Origin of the sequence: Burkholderia sp. AU27893, from assembly GCF_002223205.1 — a bacterium.
In the GTDB taxonomy this organism is placed as follows: Bacteria; Pseudomonadota; Gammaproteobacteria; order Burkholderiales; family Burkholderiaceae; genus Burkholderia.
On the sequence record NZ_NKFD01000006.1, the window covers coordinates 202,346 to 216,864 of the forward strand.

Genomic DNA, 14,519 nt, shown 5'->3' on the forward strand with positions numbered 1-14,519 from the left:
CAGGTCATGCACGGTACGGTCGCAGGATCAGTCATCACATTCGGGCGGATCCTTGCACGCGGTGGCGATGCCCTGAGGCTTGAGCTCTTCGGAGAGCAGCAGTTGCGCACCCTGCGTCACGATCTGGTCGCCGGCGTGAAAGCCCGACGTGACCATGAAGCCGCGGTCGTCCTCGTTGCCGGCCGGCACGTAGCGTCGCGTAAAGCGCTCGGGGGCCGTGCGCACCCAGGCCCACGTCTGGCCGCCGTACCACACCACCGCCTGCGCCGGGATCAGCAGCCCCGATACGGCCTCGCTTGACGTCGGCACGCGTGCACTCGTGCGCAGATTGGCGGGCAGCGTGGCGTCGGCGACGTAGAGCCAGGGGCTCCCCTGCACGGCCGGATCAACGAGTGGCGAGGCGGAAAGCCGTTGGGCCGGCACCACGCGGCCGTCAGCCGTATCGACGGCGATGCGCTCGGGTGGCGCCATACCAAAACTTGTGGGCAACGTGACGCGCAGCACGACAGCCTGGCCCGACTGAAGGAGCTGGAACAGCCTCGAGGCCGGTGCGGCCGCGGCATTCGCGAGCACGTCGCCGAACTGCTGCCGCATCGCGCCGTCCAGCCCGTTCAGCGTGACCCGGGCAGACTGCAGTTTCGCTTCGTCGCCCTGCATCGTCGACTGTGCAGCCTGCAGGCTCTTCTGCGAAACATTGCGGTCGTCGGCAAACAGTGTGCGGCTGCCCTGGTACTGCGTCCTCGAACTGGCCGCCTGCGCGGTGAAGGTGTCAACGTCCGCGCGCGCGCTCGCGAGCCGGTTGCGCAGATCGAAGAGCGGCTGCAGATCGATGACCATCGCGTCGGCGCTGATGCCGGACTGGCTCATGACGGCGGCAAGCGGCGCCACCTCGATGTGGCTGGCCCGTTGGGCCTCGGGGCTCACGACCACGACCGTTTCACCGTTGACCGTCTGTACGGCGGGCGTCGGAGCCGACCGGGCTGCCGTGGCGGTCGATGCACTGGCGTCGTCAAACGCCTGGTTCAGGATGTACCAGCCTGCACCGGCAGCGAGGGCCAGCGAAATGACGGAAAGTAGGATCAGCCGGAGTTTCATTATGGTGTCTCTTCACTGAGGGTATCGCTCACCGCCTCATGACCCAGGGGTTGCTGCATCGCATCTTCGAGCGCGCCAGCGGCCTGCTGGACCGCGACTACGGCGTCGAGGTGGGCGCTCTTGCTGGTCTGGTAGTCAGCTTTCGCCTGCGTGAAGGTCAGCCGGTCCGCATTGCCGCTGGCGAAAGCCGCCGCCTGGCTTTCGAGTTGCCGGCGGGCACTTGCCAGATGGGCGTCGGACAGCTGCAGCGCTTCGAGGCTCGCCCGGTAGCGTGCCAGCGCGTGCGCAAGATCGCCGAGAATCCTGTCCTGCAACGCGCCGGTACGCGTGGCAGCTTCCTTGCGCTTCGCCTCGGCTTCCCTGATGCCGCCCTGGTTCTGATCGAAGATCGGCAACGTAATGCCGGCGAGCCCGAAGCCAATCTTGTTGGTGCCCGTGTCGTACGTGTAGCCGGAGCCGAGGTGGATGTCCGGATACTGTTTCGCGACCTCGAGCTGAAGCGCCGATTCGGCCGCGGCGTAATCGGCCAGCGAGGCGCGCAGATCGGCGCGATGGAAGATCGCCGCGCGCTGCGCATCCGTTGCGGGCGGCGCAGGCGGAACCGTATCGAAGGCGCTCAGGTCGAGCGTGACGCGGTCGAGCACGGTGACCGGCACGCCGATGGCGGCAGCCAGTTGTGCGAGCGCGTCCTGTTCGGCGCTTCGCGCGGCGGCCAGCTCGCTCTGGGCCTGGGTGTCGGCAAGGACGGCAGCGTCGACGTCGGGCTGCGAGTACTGGCCGACAGCGAGGCGGTGGCGGCTCATCACGGTGATCTGCCGCTCGGCGTCGGCCTTGGCGGACAGGAAGGCCATGCGTTCGCGGGCGGCGTAGAGGGCGAGCATGGCATCCCGGACCTGAGCGCGAACGCTCCACGCTGCGTTGACGATGTTCAGCCGGGCCGCTTCCGAGAGGTGGTTCGCCTGATCGACGCGATAGCCGCGCTTGTGCGCGGTCTCGATCGGAATATCGAGCGACGGCCCCCAGGTGAAGGGCGCTCCCGGCCCCGGGTTAGGCGTGTTGTACTGGAACGGCAACTGCAGGACCGGGTTGGGAATCGCGTTGGCGACGTCGATACCGGCGTTGGCCGTGCTCCATTGCGCACGGGCAAGGTCGAGGGCGGGGCTGTAGTAGAAGGCCGCCAGGGTGAGCATCTCACGATTCCAGACTGCAGGCGGCCAGGGCGTGACGTCGTGACCGGTCTCGCGCGCCACGTAGGCCTGCAGCGCCTCGCTCGCCAGCGTGCGCTCCTCGAATTGCCGGGCAAGCTGGGCGGGGGCGATCGGCTCGGGATGGTAGGTCGTGCAACCGGCCATCCCGGCGAAGGCGATAAAGACAAACGATAATGTGCGGCGCATTCTTGCATCCCATCGGATGGTGTGCCGCCCACCCGGGCAGCGTCCGGGGCGGATGCTACGCCACCGGTTGTGAAGTTTTCGTCAAGAAGGAACGGCCAGGACGCCGCCGGGGCGGGCATGCGGTATTGACGCCAGCTCTGTCAACGCCACATGTGCCGCTCTCAGTGGTGCCTGAACAGGGTCGGGTTCGATTGCTGCCACGTTGGCGCGCCCGCCTGGGCGTTCCCGTTCATGGATGCCCCGGAACCGGAGGTGTCGCAGTTCATTTCGGACATCTTGTCGGGGTAGCTATTTCTGGGTAGACGCATCAATCCTGACTGCTCCGCACACGCCAACTGGGCACGGACCGCGGCGCGCGTCGGGCCGGGGGTTGGCTGGGCAAATGCAAGTAAGGGGGCAATCGCAGAGGATGCGACGAAGAGTGCAGCGATTAGCGATTTCATGAGCGACTCCTTCACAATCTGGTCAATATCTGTTCCGGTAACTTACGGAACAGCCCATAAGCCCATGCTACGCAGGGGTTTGTGAAGTTTTCGTCAAGAACGCATCAGCAAGCGTGCAGTCGACTCAGGTCCGGCTCGTCGCCGGCAGGCGCAGCGAGACGCAGGTGCCAACGCCTGGCTCGCTGTCGATCCGGATCGACCATCCATAGCGATCGCAGACCTTTTTGACGATCGACAGGCCGATTCCGACGCCAGGCGTCGCAGTGCGCGGCGACCCGGCCTGGTAGAACCGGTCAAAGACATGGGGGAGTGCGTGTGCCGGAATGCCTGGCCCGGTGTCTTCGATGTGCAACCAGCCGTCTGCGTAGCGAAACTGAAGGCGTCCGTGTTCGGTATGCCGGACGGCGTTGTCGATGAGGTTGGACAGCACGATCGCGAGCGCCGACCGGTTTGCCAGCACACAAACACCGCGTTCCACAGCATTGACGACCGCCAGGTCCTTTCGGGCAAAACGGTCGGCGAAACGCGTCAGCGACGTTTCAATCAGGTTCGCGAGCGCCATCGGCTCGACCTCGCGTGCCGAATCCTCTCTCGCGAGCGTCAGCAGCGCGTTGCCGAGTTCGCGCATGTTGTCGGCCGCACGCTCGATCTGCTGCAGACGTGTGCGCGACTTGCCGCTGATCGCCGGATCCTGTTCAAGCAGTTCACAGCTCGTCTTGATTGCCGTAAGCGGCGTTCGCAGTTCGTGGCTCACATTCCCCGTGAACTCCTTCTCGCGAGCAATCATGTCGGCAATGCGCCGGTGGTAGTCGTTGAAAGCCTCCACGAGCCCGACGAGTTCCGTCTCATCGTACCTGCCGGGCTGGATCGGTACCGCCCCGCCGAGCCGCAGTTCCTTGACCTGCCGCGCGAGACCGGCAACCTGCCGCACCAACAGACCCGACAGGCCGAAGGACAGCCAGATCGTGAGCAATGCAAAGACACCTGTGCCTGCCATCAGGGCATTGATGACTTCCTTGAAATGCTTTTCGTAAATACTGAAGTTGTAAACGCGGTACAGCCGCGCCGCGCCGAGCGGCTCGATCGCGACGTGGATCTCCCGTCCGTCAATGATGATTTCGTGCGTGCCGGCAGGCAGACTCCCGATCGTCACCGGCAGCGTAATGGTCCGGCTGTCCGCGCCCGAAACATAGCCATTCATTCGGACATCGAAGGGCGGCAGCAGGGACGGGTTGGCTTCGTAACTCTTGAGCACATTCGTCATGTCGTCATGGATGAGTGCCGTGATCAGCCGCTCTTCCTGTGCCTCGGCCAGTGTCCTCACGCCGAGCGCCTGGGCGACCAGCAACGCGATGGTCAGCACCGAGAAGAAAAGCGCGACCTTGAAGCGCAGGCTATTTCGCATCTTGATCAGGTGCAACGAGCCGGTAGCCGACGCCATGGATGGTCTCGACAAGGTCGGCCTCGCCCTGCTCGCTGAGCGCCCTGCGCAGGGTGTAGATGTGCGTGCGCAGTGTGTCGCTGTCGGGCAGCTCCTCACCCCAGACTTCAGATTCAAGCTCGGCGCGAGTGAACATGCGCGCAGGCGACTGCAGCAGGATGCGCAGCAACTGAAGACATTTTGGGGGAAGCTTGACCGGATGCCCGGCCCGTTCGACGGTCATCGTCGACAGATCCAGTCTTACGTCGGCGAATAGAAGATCCATGGTGGCGACCTGCCCGCGATAGCGCTTGATCAGGGCCCCAAGACGTGCACCGACCTCCTTCAGCGAGAACGGCTTGACCAGATAGTCATCGGCACCGTGCACGAAGCCCTCCAGCTTGTCGTCCAGTGCGTCCCTGGCCGTGAGCATCAGCACCGGTGTGTCCCGCCGCGCCTCTTCGCGCAACCTGCGGCAGAGCGTGAGTCCGTCCATGCCGGGCAGCGCCAGATCGAGCAGGATGGCGTCCCACGAGTCGGCGATCGCCATCCGCAGTCCTGCCTTGCCATTGGAAGCAATGTCGACCTCATAGCCGTTACCTTCGAGATAGTCGTAGAGGTTCGCTGCGATCGCGGAATCGTCTTCGACAATAAGAACCTTCATGGACTTGCGTTCGTCACGTCTCGGCTGGAAGAGAGCTTGATGCTACCGCAGACTGCGTGTACTGGAGTCGGGAAAGCCGGATAGACGATGGGCACATCCCTATTGTGGCAGCGCTGGGGCATCCGTGGCCTGTGGTTCATCAGTGTAACGAGCGGACTGGCGCGGCCGGATGACATCGCATCTGGTCAGTCTTCTGCATCACGCCCACAAAGTTAACTTGTAGATATCGCTACATAAACGTAGCATTGTCTACATGAATACGTTGATGACCTGGTCCGTCCTTGTCCTGACGCTACCCACCGGGAATGCGACAGCCCGCATGCGCTTCTGGCGCGCCCTGAAGGGGAAAGGCTGCGCGGTGTTGCGCGACGGCATCTATCTGCTTCCTTACAGTCCTGAAGGGGAAAACATGCTGCGCGAGCTGGTCGCGGCGATCGGCGAGAGCGGTGGCGCAGCGCACCTTCTGCGCGCCCCCAGTCTCGATGCTTCGCAGGACGCGGAATTCCGCGGACTCTTCGACCTGGCCGATGAGTACGATGGCTTCATCCGGACACTGGCCGAAGCGCGCAAGACCGTGTCCGGGCAGTCCGCCACCGAACTGACGAAACTGCAGCGACGCCTGCGCAAGGACTACGAGACCATTGTCGCGATCGACTTCTTCCCTGGGGAAGCGACTACGCGCGCGGAGGTGGCGTGGCAGGATTTCGTGGCCCACGTCGATACGGTGCTCTCGCCTGGCGAGCCCCACTCGGCGGACCGCGCAATCCGCCTGCTGTCCGTCCTGGACTACCAGGGGCGCACGTGGGCAACCCGCCGACGGCTGTGGGTGGATCGCGTGGCAAGCGCCTGGCTGATCCGCCGGTTTATCGACGTGCAGGCCCGCTTCGTCTGGCTGCCCTCGCCGGACGATTGCCCGAAGGACGCGCTCGGCTTCGATTTCGACGGCGCGGTCTTCACGCATGTGGGAGAACGTGTGACGTTCGAAGTGCTGCTGGCGAGCTTCGGACTCGAAGGTGATCCGGCGCTCATGCGGCTTAGCTCAATGGTGCATGCGCTCGACGTGGGCGGCACGCCGGTGCCGGAGGCCATCGGCTTCGAAGCGATCATTGCGGGCACGCGCGAGCGTGCAGCTGACGACGACCAGTTGCTCAGTGACATGAGTCCCGTCCTCGACTCGATGTACACACACTTCGCCGCGGTCGAAAAAGCGCGCGACACGGGAAAACGTTCATGAGCACAACCACCGCACACGCGCCCGGATACAGCCTGGGCCAGATGGCGCTCTACATGCTCAAACTCGGCACGATCGGATTCGGTGGCCCGGTCGCGCTGGTCGGCTACATGCGCCGCGATCTGGTCGAACAGCGTGGCTGGATTACCGAGGGAGACTATCGCGAAGGGCTGGCCCTCGCGCAGATGATGCCGGGCCCGCTTGCGGCGCAACTCGGCATCTATCTCGGCTTCGTGCACTACCGGCTGCTGGGCGCGACCATCGCCGGTCTCGCCTTCGTGCTGCCGTCGTTCCTGATGGTGGTGGTGCTGGGCTGGGCCTACGCGCATTTCGGCGGACTGTCGTGGATGCAGGCCGTTTTCTACGGCGTCGGCGCGGCGGTCGTCGGCATCATTGCGATGAGCGCATACAAGCTCACGACGAAGACGCTCGGAAAGGACCGGCTGCTCTGGGCGGTCTTCCTGATCCTCGCGGCAGTGACCGTCGTGACCGAGTCTGAAATCGCCTGGCTTTTTATCGCCGGTGGCATCGTCAACTGGCTACGCCGCGCGCCGCCTCAATGGCTGGGCAAAGGCGGGATCAACGCGCTGGCCGCGACACAGGCACCGGCCCTTGCCGGGCCGCTGAGCGGTCTGGACCTTCCGCTGCTCGGTCAGATTGCGCTTTTCTTCACGAAGGCGGGCGCGTTCGTGTTCGGCTCAGGCCTCGCGATCGTGCCTTTCCTCTACGGCGGTGTCGTGACGGAACACCACTGGCTGAACGAGAAACAGTTTGTCGATGCGGTGGCCGTTGCGATGATCACGCCGGGGCCGGTCGTCATTACCGTGGGCTTCATTGGGTATCTCGTCGCCGGGCTGGCTGGCGCCTGCATCGCTGCCCTAGGGACGTTCATCCCGTGCTACCTGTTCACGGTGCTGCCTGCGCCGTACTTCAAGAAATATGGGCGGCTCCCCGCCGTCAAGGCGTTTGTCGACGGCATTACCGCCGCAGCCGTGGGGGCGATTACCGGCTCGGTCATTGTGATCGCAAAGCGCTCGGTCATCGACTGGCCGACCGCGCTCATCGCGCTCGCGACCGCGTTGCTGCTCTGGCGTGTGAAGAAGCTTCCGGAACCCGCAATCGTGGTTGCCGCGGCCCTGACGGGTCTCGCCCTCTATCCGCTTGTCCATCTGCACGCCCATTAATCGGGTGCGTTCACGAAAACTGTGAGGATTGCAAATGAAGACACGTCGCACGTTTCTGCATGATTCCGCCACAGTGGGGGCAGGCATGATGCTGGCCCAGGCGCAGCTGGTTCACGCGGCTAGTGCGTCGGGCTTTACCGACAGACTGGTCAACGCGGACGGCAACTACGCGGCGGCACCGCTGCCGTTTGCGTACGATGCGCTCGAACCGGTAATCGACGCCCACACGGTGGAACTCCACTACAACTTCCATCACAAGCCCGCCGCCGCTGCGGCGAACAAGGCGGAAGAAGGCTTGGCCCGGGCACGGGAAACCGGCGACTTTGCGCTGGTGAAATTCCACGAGAAAGAACTGGCGTTCCAGCTTTCCAGCCATATCCTGCATACGATCTACTGGACGAGCATTTCTGGCAAGGTTGGTGAGCCGGGAGGCGAGCTCGCCAGAACGATCGACCGCCATTTCGGCTCGTATGCGAAATTCAAGGCGCAACTCGTCGCTGCGACCATTGCCACCGAGGCCTCGGGCTGGGGTGTCGTCGGCTATCTGCCGGCGACCGGCAAGCTCATGATCCTGCAGTGCGAGAACCACCAGAAACTCACCGCGTGGGGCATCCAGCCGATTCTGGTGCTCGACGTGTTCGAGCATGCCTACTACCTGAAGTACCAGAACCGCCGCAACGAATACGTCAACCAGCTGTTCAGCATCCTCAACTGGGACAACGCAGCGTTGAGACTGCAGGCCGCAATGCAGTCGCACGCCCTGGCCTGACAAGGGGGGCGGTACAAGGCCGCATGCAGGCCCGAATGTGGAGACATTGATGCCCCCTGTCCGTGCACCCCTGTCGGACCTGCTGCGGCCGCCGGGCATCGATCGCAGCGCGCGGCTGTTGCTCGCGGCGCGAGGTTTGCGCGGAGTCTGTGATGGTTTCGTTGCGGTACTGCTGCCCGCGTATCTTCTCGCCCTCGGCTTCGAGCAACTCACGGTCGGCCTGATTGGCACGGCCACATTGCTGGGATCAGCTCTCGCCACGATCCTGGTCGGCGTGACCAGCGTCCGCTACCCGCACCGCCCGCTGCTGCTGTTCGCCGCGGCCTTGATGGGCGCGACAGGGCTTGCGTTCGGCTGCCTCTCAACCCTGTGGCCGTTGCTCGTGGTGGCCTTTATCGGCACCCTCAATCCCAGTTCAGGGGACGTCAGTCTTTTTCTGCCGCTGGAACACGCACGCCTCGCCGAAGCGTCGCACCCCGATTCCCGGACAGCGCTGTTCGCGCGTTACAGCCTCGTGGGCGGGCTGTCGGCGGCGCTCGGCTCGCTGCTCGCAGCTTTGCCGCAATGGTTCGCGGTGCGCTCCGGCATGTCCGGACTGTTCGCCATGCGCGCGATGTTCGTCGTCTACGCGCTGACGGGCAGCGTGGTCTTCCTGCTGTATCTGGGTTTGCCAAAGGAGACAGTGCACGCCGCGAAGGCGCACGTGCCACTGGGTCCATCGCGCGCGATTGTGACGCGTCTGGCGCTCCTGTTCAGCGTCGATGCGTTCGCCGGCGGCCTGCTTGTCAACTCGCTGCTGACGCTGTGGCTGATCCAGCGCTTCGGACTTTCGCTGGCTGCGGCCGGGCAGTTTTTCTTCTGGTCGGGGCTGCTCAGTGCCGGCTCGCTGCTTGCCGCGGCGCCGATCGCGCGCAGGATCGGGTTACTCAACACGATGGTGTTCACCCACATCCCGTCGAGCGTGTGCCTGATTGCCGCGGCATTGACGGCATCCCTGCCGCTGACCCTGACGTTGCTGCTCCTGCGCAGTGCACTTTCCCGGCTGGATGTGCCGACGCGTAGCGCCTACGTGATGGCCGTCGTGACGCCCGCTGAGCGGCCTGCTGCCGCGAGCTTCACGGCTGTGCCGCGCAGCCTTGCCGCGGCCGTGGCGCCGTCGATTGCCGCAGCGATGCTCGCAGCCGGATGGCTTGCTGCGCCGCTGATCGCGTGCGGGACGCTCAAGATTGCCTACGATCTCGCCGTGCTTGCCGCCTTCCGCCATATCCGGCCGGATGGAGGCGCGCCATGATTCGCGGCAGTTCATTGTGTGGGCAACTTGCGGCGAGGGTCGCCATGGTCGTCTGGTTCGCGGTGATCGCCGGGGGCGGCACAGGGTGCGTCGCGCACGGTTCGGATGACCCGGCCATCGATACCCTGCCACTGAAGCTGATCGGCGATGTGCCACTACCCGGCTGCGCGTCGCGGTTCGACTACGAGAGCTACGACCCGCAGCGGCACCTGCTGTTCATCGCTCATCTGGGCGACGGCGAAGTCGTCGTTTTCGACACGCTCGCTTCGCGCGTTGTCGCGCGCATTCCGGGTGTGTCCGCCGTACATGGTGTGCTGGCTGTTCCGGCGCTGTCCCGTGTCTACGCCTCGGCCACCGGCACGAACAAGATCGTCGCGATCGACGCGGACACGCTGAAGATTGTCGCGAGGACGCCCGGTGGCGTCTATCCCGATGGGATGGCCTGGGTGCCTGACGTTCAGAAGCTTTACGTATCGGACGAAACCGGCGAGACAGAGACCGTGATCGACGGCTCGACGAACCGGCGCGTCGCGACCGTGTCCCTCGGCGGTGAAGTGGGGAACACGCAGTACGATCCAGTATCGCGGCACGTTTTCGTCAATGTGCAGTCGCGACGCCAACTGGTGGAGATCGATCCCCGCACCGACACCGTGGTCGCCCGCACTGAGCTGCCTGGCGCGCGGGGCAATCACGGTCTGCTGATCGTGCCGGAATTCCGTCTGGCATTGATTGCCTGCGAGGACAACGATCGTCTGCTAGTGCTCGACATGCGCACAATGAAGGAGATCGCGGCGTTCGATGTCGGCGGCACGCCGGACGTGCTGGCGTACGATCCGGCGCTGCGCACGGTCTATGTCGCGGGCGAGGCGGGCGTGGTGTCCATGTTCCACGTGGACACTTCGCACGTGGTGAAAATCGGGGATGGCCGTGTGGGACCGGATGCCCACGTCGTCAGTGTCGACGCAGCATCACACGATGCCTGGTTTGCGCTCAAGGACGTCGATGGACATCCCGTGTTACGGATCATGGCGCCGCGATGAGGGACAGGCGCGGAGCGCAGTTTAGATTGCCGCATGAGGCGCATCGCGATCGAGTTTTGCCTGGCGCAGGAACCTTTCGTTGAGGATCTGGGTGGCGACGGTAGCCGCCCCCGCCAGCCAAGGATCACCAGACGCCGAGCTTGATTTTCTCTCGAATCGCCTTACGGCCGACGTTGATAGGCACGCCCTCCAATGGCTCGGCCTTGCCACGCGGGCGGCCCCTCCCATTTCGGCGTAATTCCCGCTTCAGACAGCTTCGCCAGCGCATCAAACTTCGCAGCAAGTGGCAACACAGGTTCCCATCCGCAATGTTCAATGATTGCCTGGGCCGCGTAATGGCCAACGCCAGACAAGATCACGGCTTCTCTCGCCGGCGCGGCGTCGCCCCGTGCGCTCATCAGTGCGTATGCCCACCACAGTCGCCGCGCCCTGAAGTGCCACGTGGATTCCCGGTTATCCGTGACCCGCGTTAGCGTGTCGGGATATCGCTCGCGTTGCCGGGGCGTGTCGGCAATGCGCACCGGAAGAACCGCGAGTAATCGCTCCTTTGTCACCTGTTGCGGCTTTCCCGGCCTAGCGAGCATCGCAACGGCGGCCTCGTCGACGAGTGCGGCGAAGCGCTCGTCGTCCGGAGATACGGTTTTCGCTGCGGACTGACCACCGCCCACTCTATCTGCTGCCGAAATCGAGAGGGTCTCCTGTATCCACTCCCGGTCATGCTCGTAGAGCCACGAGGTGACACGATATACCTTGCGCCACAGATCCTGGATGGTCGTTTGCGGGTTTCTTCTCAGCTCGTCCCGTATTCGACGCCGGTGCGCTATACGCGGCATCGACACCGCCGCCCCCTCAAGTGTCGGGCCTTCCTCAACTGTCCTGGTGCGTCTAATCGCAGTCTCTTCCTGGGACACACGCTGCAGGCTCAATGCAAGTTCGTCCCGCGTACCAAACAGATACATCGCGAGCAACAGGTGCCGCGTAATCGGCATATCGCATACCGTGCTGTTGCCCGGTGCAAAGCGTATCCAGAAGCTCATCCGCTTCGCGGCGAACGCCGGATCCACTGCAGAGAGGAACGTTTCGCCCAGTTCTTCAATCAGGTGTTCCTGGAACGCTTTCGCCTGTAGCCTTGCCCCCCATTTGAAGCCTAGCTCTCGAATGCGGTTCTGGTACGCCACGCGCAGGCGAAAGGGGTCCACCCGGCCCAGGGGACGGTTAAGCAGATCGCGAGCAAAGCGCGCGTATTGCAGCGGGATCGGTGAGCCTGCCATGCCATCATCTTCCGCCGCAGTCACCTGCCAGCCACAGCGGCAAGCTAGCCACGGTTGGCGTAGTAGTCGCTGGCGAAACTGGAAAGGCCGGTGGCACTGCGGGCAACTCGAAAGCAGGCGCGCGCCATGCCGCCAACACATGCTCACGCCCGGGACGTGGTGCGCCCGGTGCCAGTACCCCATCCCGAACGCATGAATGTCCTCTTCAACGCAGGCCGGGCAGAGATGCGCTTCGCCGTAGAGGCCGACAACACGACGTGGTAACCGGCTCATCATCGCTCCAACGTCAGCCGTCAGCGGCTGCAACACGCCGTCCAGAAACGGCTCGAAAAGCGGCCACAGGGTGTTGCCTGCCAGAAGCGTTTGCAGGGCTGCCTGCGAGCCGTCGTTCACACGATCCGCAAGCCGCATGAGGGATGGCGGTACGATTTGCTCGAGCGAAAACGGCGCACTGTCGAACAGGTCAAGAAAGGTGTCGCTCTCCACCCGGTTGCCCGACAGCACATGATGTCGGGCAACGCGCGACTGGATGGTCTCGTCAGGTAAAGACGGGACAAAGAACAGCAGATTCCGCATCGGCACTAGCAATCGGCATATGCCGTGGAGAATTCCAGCGCGTCTGCCTGCAGCCATCCGGCATCGCGCAGGGCGACAAACGGTGCATCGCATTCAACGAGGCGCCGGGCTTCGGAAGGAACCGGAACTCCCGATTGCTTTACACCGGTCGATGGAATTCCGCTCGTTACCGCGATGGGGGACAAGGATGCCTCAGCGTTTCCGGCGGGAGGACGCCGCATGTCGGGGTTCTACGCCGGAACCCCAGAAAATTCCGTCATTCCACATTGTGAACGTCAATCGGTTTGTTGCCTGACGTGCCGAGCGAGTAACTCAGTCGGTAAATGCCTGCCCGAACTGCCGTGCCCGCTTTACATCGTCGGTATGCAAGTAAATCGACGTGGTCGAAATCGACGCGTGACGCAGGTTATCTCGTACGGCGCTCAGCTCAACCCCTCTGGCGATCGCGTGGGTCGCATGGGTGTGCCGCATCCAGTGCGGAGAGGCCCGATGCAGCTTTTCAGCCAGCACCGGATGGTCGTTCTTGATAATCTGCGCGACGAGCCGAAAAAACCGGCGCATGACTTCCCACAGCCGCAAGGGCTTGATGCCGGCATCGGCGTCGTCAAGGCTGCCAATCAGGGACGTGGTCGGATTCCAGTGAGCACGGCTGACAGGAAGCCCCCGCTCCTGCAGATATCGGTCCAGCGCTGTGCGCGCTAGGGGTGTCAGGGTAACGCGGGCTGGCTTGCCGCCCTTGCCGACCACGTGCAGCCAGTGATCACCGGCTGCGTCGACTTCGATGCTGCGCAGTGTGGCGTCAGCCAGTTCGCTGATCCGCAGTCCCGTTGCGTAGCCGAAATCCAGCATGAACCGCAACCGTTGCGCAGCGGGCGCCTGCCAGCCGTACGACCACTCGAGCCCGTTGGCGATGGTGCGCGTCAGCATCCATTCTCCTTCGGTGAAAGCGTGCGAGGTTTCAAGAGCCATGGCGCGCTTGCTGCCGCGTACCTTGATGCCGGAGAATGGGTTGGCCACGACGTAGCGCTGCTCGACCAGCCAGCGGAACATGGCGCTGAGCACGGCAAGCGCATGCGCAATCGAACGGGCCGAGAGGTTGTCGACAAACGGGCGCCAGTCCGTTGATGTGCGCGGCCGCGGTGGCCCGACCCAGCGTTCTCGCGGTGTAGGTCTGCGCAGAAACGCCCTGTAGTCGGTGGCATCCCGGGTGGTCAGCGAAGACAGCGCCTTGCCGCGAGCAACGATGCCCCAGAGAATCAGCCGTTCGGCTTCCTTGCGGTAGGCCCGCTGCGTGGCCGGGGATTCGTGCAACGCGAGCCATGCCTGGATAGCGTCGTAATCGTTGTCGACGCCGAGGATGCAGGCCGACACCGGTGCGCGGAAGGCGCCGGCGGATCCGTCGATCTCGTGCGGTAGCCGTAGTTGCTCCCAAGGCGTCACGACTGACTGCCGATCCGCGATGATCAGTGCGCGGGCCCGCTCCGTGAGCGCCGGGTACGCGGCAAAGAAGGCCTCGATCCTTCTTGCACTGGCCGGCCCGAGACCCGGAATGACGGTCCACCACTGCCGGCGACGCGGAATCCGTACCGTGAGATCGGCCAGGGTCCGGATGCCGGCCGCGTGCAGGGTGCGGGCAGCGCGATTCGGCAGCCAGTGCGCAATGTCGTCGCCGATCTGCGGAGCTGGCGCAGGCATGATGCGCAGTAGCTCGACAGCCTGCGTGGTGGCGCGCGCATGATGCATACGCTTTTGGGCCGGGCATTCGAACAGCGTGGCCAGATCTGCCCGCTGTCGGTTACGGGCATAAAGTGCCAGTTGCCGGCGGATCTGGCCGATGACGCCGCGGGCTGACTGGCTGTGGCTGAGCCGATCTTGCATGTACCGGTGTGCCGCCTCACGCGAGGATGCGCCCTCGTACCAGGCACGCAGCGCTGCCAGTGCATCAGCATCAGGAAAGTCGGTCGGGATGTCGGCGGCGGACGGGCTCGTGGGGCGCGTTTTCATGTCATCGAGTTTAATATGGAAACAATGCCACAGAGATAATAAAGCTTATCTCTGTAGAATGCGGGAGTTCAATATTTCTGTCGTACCCCATGTCGTGATATCACAAAATTGAAGGATCTGACGTTGCGTGGAGAGGA

Annotated in this window: 12 protein-coding genes; 5 read left to right on the plus strand and 7 right to left on the minus strand. The window is 63.8% G+C overall.

Annotation, left to right across the window (positions count from 1 at the left end; all coding sequences use genetic code 11):
- Window positions 1-27: 27 nt before the first annotated feature.
- The 5 genes from CFB47_RS38580 to CFB47_RS38600 all read right to left on the minus strand — a co-directional run bounded on the left by CFB47_RS38580 (window position 28) and on the right by CFB47_RS38600 (window position 5,016).
- Window positions 28-1,095, minus strand: coding sequence for an efflux RND transporter periplasmic adaptor subunit (locus CFB47_RS38580; RefSeq protein ID WP_027813546.1), 1,068 nt, complete (start codon window positions 1,093-1,095; stop codon window positions 28-30).
- Entirely contained in the window at window positions 1,095-2,489 is a 1,395-nt protein-coding gene (locus CFB47_RS38585) for a TolC family protein (protein WP_027813545.1), read from the minus strand. Before CFB47_RS38585 ends, CFB47_RS38580 begins: the two co-directional genes overlap by 1 nt.
- Before the next feature lie 161 nt (window positions 2,490-2,650).
- Window positions 2,651-2,932 carry a DUF4148 domain-containing protein gene (locus CFB47_RS38590; RefSeq protein ID WP_046543880.1) on the minus strand — a complete coding sequence of 94 codons (282 nt, stop codon included), beginning with the start codon at window positions 2,930-2,932 and terminating at the stop codon, window positions 2,651-2,653.
- Window positions 2,933-3,056: 124 nt separating this feature from the next.
- The gene (locus CFB47_RS38595) at window positions 3,057-4,337 is read right to left on the minus strand and encodes a HAMP domain-containing sensor histidine kinase (protein ID WP_027813544.1); all 1,281 of its coding nucleotides are present in this window, start codon (window positions 4,335-4,337) and stop codon (window positions 3,057-3,059) included.
- Window positions 4,327-5,016 carry a response regulator transcription factor gene (locus CFB47_RS38600; protein ID WP_027813543.1) on the minus strand — a complete coding sequence of 230 codons (690 nt, stop codon included), beginning with the start codon at window positions 5,014-5,016 and terminating at the stop codon, window positions 4,327-4,329. Before CFB47_RS38600 ends, CFB47_RS38595 begins: the two co-directional genes overlap by 11 nt.
- 253 nt (window positions 5,017-5,269) lie before the next feature.
- Between CFB47_RS38600 and CFB47_RS38605 the strand changes: the two genes are divergently transcribed.
- The 5 genes from CFB47_RS38605 to CFB47_RS38625 are packed head-to-tail and all read left to right on the plus strand — an operon-like array spanning window position 5,270 to window position 10,531.
- Window positions 5,270-6,250, plus strand: coding sequence for a chromate resistance protein ChrB domain-containing protein (locus CFB47_RS38605; protein ID WP_027813542.1), 981 nt, complete (start codon window positions 5,270-5,272; stop codon window positions 6,248-6,250).
- Window positions 6,247-7,431: a chromate transporter gene (locus tag CFB47_RS38610; protein ID WP_027813541.1), complete on the plus strand. Its 1,185-nt coding sequence runs from the start codon at window positions 6,247-6,249 to the stop codon at window positions 7,429-7,431. The genes CFB47_RS38605 and CFB47_RS38610 overlap by 4 nt, the downstream gene beginning before the upstream one ends.
- A gap of 34 nt (window positions 7,432-7,465) precedes the next feature.
- The gene (locus tag CFB47_RS38615; RefSeq protein ID WP_223274430.1) at window positions 7,466-8,200 is read left to right on the plus strand and encodes a superoxide dismutase; all 735 of its coding nucleotides are present in this window, start codon (window positions 7,466-7,468) and stop codon (window positions 8,198-8,200) included.
- A 49-nt stretch (window positions 8,201-8,249) separates the two neighbouring features.
- Window positions 8,250-9,491: an MFS transporter gene (locus CFB47_RS38620; RefSeq protein WP_027813539.1), complete on the plus strand. Its 1,242-nt coding sequence runs from the start codon at window positions 8,250-8,252 to the stop codon at window positions 9,489-9,491.
- Between the two features lie 44 nt (window positions 9,492-9,535).
- Window positions 9,536-10,531: a YncE family protein gene (locus CFB47_RS38625; protein WP_223274429.1), complete on the plus strand. Its 996-nt coding sequence runs from the start codon at window positions 9,536-9,538 to the stop codon at window positions 10,529-10,531.
- A 161-nt stretch (window positions 10,532-10,692) separates the two neighbouring features.
- Here CFB47_RS38625 and CFB47_RS38630 read toward each other — a convergent pair whose 3' ends face one another.
- Both CFB47_RS38630 and CFB47_RS38635 read right to left on the minus strand, forming a co-directional pair.
- On the minus strand, window positions 10,693-12,378 hold the full coding sequence (locus tag CFB47_RS38630; RefSeq protein ID WP_027813537.1) for a TniQ family protein: 1,686 nt from the start codon (window positions 12,376-12,378) through the stop codon (window positions 10,693-10,695).
- A 312-nt stretch (window positions 12,379-12,690) separates the two neighbouring features.
- Window positions 12,691-14,382: a site-specific integrase gene (locus CFB47_RS38635; RefSeq protein ID WP_007180429.1), complete on the minus strand. Its 1,692-nt coding sequence runs from the start codon at window positions 14,380-14,382 to the stop codon at window positions 12,691-12,693.
- Window positions 14,383-14,519: the final 137 nt, after the last annotated feature.